The organism is Streptomyces sp. NPDC057010, assembly GCF_042673805.1.
Classification (GTDB): domain Bacteria; phylum Actinomycetota; class Actinomycetes; order Streptomycetales; family Streptomycetaceae; genus Streptomyces.
Genome location: NZ_JBHUSC010000125.1, coordinates 1 through 2346, shown reverse-complemented (window position 1 = coordinate 2346; position 2346 = coordinate 1). Strand labels below are relative to the sequence as shown.

2 protein-coding genes are annotated in these 2346 nt (G+C 72.2%); one reads left to right on the top strand and one right to left on the bottom strand.

Annotated elements, in window-relative coordinates; genetic code table 11:
• Positions 1 to 118: 118 nt before the first annotated feature.
• The gene (locus ACFTXQ_RS36545) at positions 119 to 1243 is read right to left on the bottom strand and encodes an FAD-binding oxidoreductase (protein WP_382649968.1); all 1125 of its coding nucleotides are present in this window, start codon (positions 1241 to 1243) and stop codon (positions 119 to 121) included.
• Positions 1244 to 1528: 285 nt separating this feature from the next.
• On the opposite strand from ACFTXQ_RS36545, the gene ACFTXQ_RS36540 reads away from it, so the two are divergent.
• A complete protein-coding gene (locus ACFTXQ_RS36540) occupies positions 1529 to 2278 on the top strand; it encodes a hypothetical protein (protein WP_382649966.1) in 750 nt (249 codons plus the stop codon).
• Positions 2279 to 2346: the final 68 nt, after the last annotated feature.

Below are 2346 nucleotides of genomic sequence, written 5' to 3'. Positions count from 1 at the left end.
GCTCAAGCCGGGCCCACTGGCCGTTCGTCAGATCTCCACGTCCCACGAGACGTGATCATCAACGAACAAGATCCACTTTCGCAACAGACCCTAGCGCGGGCCCGGTGACGGGACCGCGCTAGGGCGGCGGGATGTTCTGGTTGCGTTCCCGCAGCCGGCGGTACGTCTCGGGCCCGTAGGCCTGGCGGACGCGGTCCTCGCCCTCCTCCATCAGGAAGTTCGCGTAGACGCCCGTCTGGTGGGGGGCGAGCGCCGACCACAGGCCCCGCGCCCACTCCCGTTCCCGCTCGAAGCCCTCGGCGCCCTCCGTCGTCCCGTTGATGTTGAAGGTGTGGCCGGAGCCCCGCCCGCCGAAGGCCGTCTCGCCCTCCCCGACGCGCGCGATGGCCCCGCCCAGCTGGAAGATCGGGAAGGCGGTGAACGGCGAGACGATCCGGGCCGCGTGCTCGACCGTACGGTCGATGACCTCGTCGGTGAGGCGGTCGACGTCGCAGGACTTGAAGTAGTACCAGCGGCCGGCCGGGAAGGACGGGTCGAACATCGCCTGGTGCTCGGTGAACGGCTTGGGCGCACACAGGTCGAGTACGGGCGCGGGCCCCGCGTCCTCGCGCAGCGGCCGGAGGACCTCCTGCCCCTCCTCGACCGGGCCCGCGTAGCAGCACACCACCATCACGACCGGTTTTCCCTGCAGTTCAGGCGGTATGTACGGGACCGCGGGTGCCTTGCGGTGGACGATCGCCGTGGTCAGCTCGTCCGGTACGTCGGTGATCCACTCGCGGTAGAAGCGCAGCAGCCGCGGCGATTCGGCCATCGGCCAGAAGACCGGCCCGGCCAGCACGATCGGCCCGAGCGGATTGAGCCGGAAGGTGAACTCCGTGACGATCCCGAAGTTCCCGCCGCCGCCGCGCACGCCCCAGAACAGGTCCGGGTTCTCGTCCTCGCTCGCCTTCAGGAAGGATCCGTCGGCGGTGACCAGGTCCACCGAGAGCAGCTGGTCGATCGTGAGCCCGTACTTGCGCATCAGCCAGCCGATCCCGCCGCCGAGCGTGAGGCCCGCCAGCCCGGTGTGCGTGACGACCCCGGCCGGCACGGCCAGCCCGTACGCCTGCGTCTCGCGGTCCAGCTCGCCCAGGAGGACACCGGCCTGGGCCGTGACCGTACGGGCCTGCGGATCCACCCGGATGCCGCGCATCGGCGAGAGGTCGGTGACGATCCCGTCGTCGCACACGGACTGCCCGGGCAAGCTGTGCCCGCCGCCGCGTACGGCGACCGGCAGACCCGGCCCCGGGCCCCGCCGCGAACCGCACGGCGTCGCTGACGTCCGCGGGGAGGGCGGGGGAGCGGTCTATGGAACCGTTCCAGACCCGCCGGTCCTCGTCGTACGTGGGATCTCCCGGCCGCACCAGCCGCCCCCGGAAGGACCGGCCGAGCGTGGTCATGCCCTCAGTCCGGCACCGGGCCATGACGGCCGCAGCCGCCCGGGCGGGGCTTCCCCGGGCGCGCGGCGGGCCGCCCCAGAATGTCCGGCATGAGCGAGAACGACGCGGTGGAACGGCTGCACCGCCGGCTGGACCGGATCGAGGCCCTGCTCGAACCCTCCGCCGAACGCGGCGAGGAGAGACCGGCCTGGCGGCAGCCCACCGACGGGGAGGAACGCTGGGCGGTCACCCTGGCGATCCTGGTCGCCGTGGGCCTCCAGATCGCCCTGCCGGACCGGCTGACCCTCGACCCGTTCTGGCTGCTGCCCGCGCTGGAGCTGACCCTGCTGCTGGCGCTGATCGCCCTCAACCCGCACCGCCGCTTCGACCGCACCTCCCTCCTGCTGCGCGGGCTCAGCCTGAGCCTGGCGGCCTCGGTCAGCCTGGCCAACGCGTGGTCGGCCGTGAAGCTCGTACGGGAGCTGCTCCTCGGCATCGGGCCGGAACGCGCGCTCGGGCTGCTCGGCACGGCCGGCGCCGTCTGGGCGACGAACGTGATCGCCTTCGCGCTCTGGTACTGGGAGTGGGACCGGGGCGGGCCGGTGGCCCGGGCCCAGGGGACCAAGGACTACCCCGACTTCCTCTTCCCGCAGATGGGCCAGGACGGAATCGCCCCCTCCGAATGGAAGCCCTACTTCGGGGACTACCTGTACGTGGCCTTCACCAACGCCACCGCCTTCAGCCCGACCGACACCATGCCGCTGACGACGTGGGCCAAGCTGCTGATGATGATCCAGACGTCGGTATCGCTGATCACCGTGCTGCTCGTGGTCGCGCGAGCGGTGGGCATCCTGCGGTGACGGGCTCGCGCGGCGGGCGGCCGTCGGTGCCGTAGCCCGGGCCCGGGCGGGCCGAAGGGGCGCCGGGG